Here is a 790-nt window from a genome sequence, read left to right on the forward strand (position 1 = left end):
CGCCGCGCCGGGGCGGCGCTTCGCCCGGCCGAGGATCCCGCCGGGGCGTCGGCGCGCCCGGCCGAGGATCCCGCCGGGCAGGTGCCGAGCCCTCGCCCGTTCGCCCAACGGCGCGCCCGTCCCTGGCCGACCGTCCGGAGGCACAAGTCCGTCGCCCGGCACCGTGCAACCCCCCGGGTCGTGGCGGCGGGGGGCCGTCGCGGGGCCCGCGAAGCCGGTCCGCGTCCGTACGCGGTGACGGGTCATGTCACTCCCCTCCGCCCGCCAGATCGCTCTCGTCCGCCGCGCCCGCCGTCCCCGTGACCGTCCACGGGAAGTCGGCGGCGCCCGGGAAGAGGATCGGGACATGGAGCTTGACCGTGGCCTTGTAGACCGAGCCGTCACCGCCCGCGCAGTCGATGTCGGCGCTCCAGGAGCCGGGGATGTCCTTGCTCGCCGCGTCCTGGCAGGCGCCCGCGCCCTTGGTGGCGCCCGCGCGGGCGCCCTTGTCGGCCGAGTTGCCCGCCAGCGAGTACGTATAGCCGACCAGCACCACCTGCCAGACGACCGCGAGCACGATCAGCGCCAGCGGCAGGACGCCGAGGAACTCGACCGTCACCTGGCCCCGGTCGCCACCGCGGTCGCCACCCCGGTCGCCGCCGCGCTTGCGCAGGAAGCCCTTGGTGGACGGCGGGGCGATCTCGTTGAGCGCGTCGGTGCCGTCGCCCACGCTGCCCTGCGCGGGGTCGCCGCCCGCCTCTATGGCATGGCGCCGCCGCAGCCCCGACAGGGCGCGCTCGCCGCCGCCCCC

1 protein-coding gene is annotated in these 790 nt (G+C 77.3%); it reads right to left on the reverse strand.

The annotated features are described in order from the left end of the window. Nucleotides 1-247: 247 nt before the first annotated feature. Nucleotides 248-790: TadE family protein (locus tag KN815_RS49420; RefSeq protein WP_253209755.1), on the reverse strand; the 543-nt coding region annotated here is incomplete at its 5' end.

Source organism: Streptomyces niphimycinicus (assembly GCF_018883605.1).
Taxonomy (GTDB): Bacteria; Actinomycetota; Actinomycetes; order Streptomycetales; family Streptomycetaceae; genus Streptomyces; species Streptomyces niphimycinicus.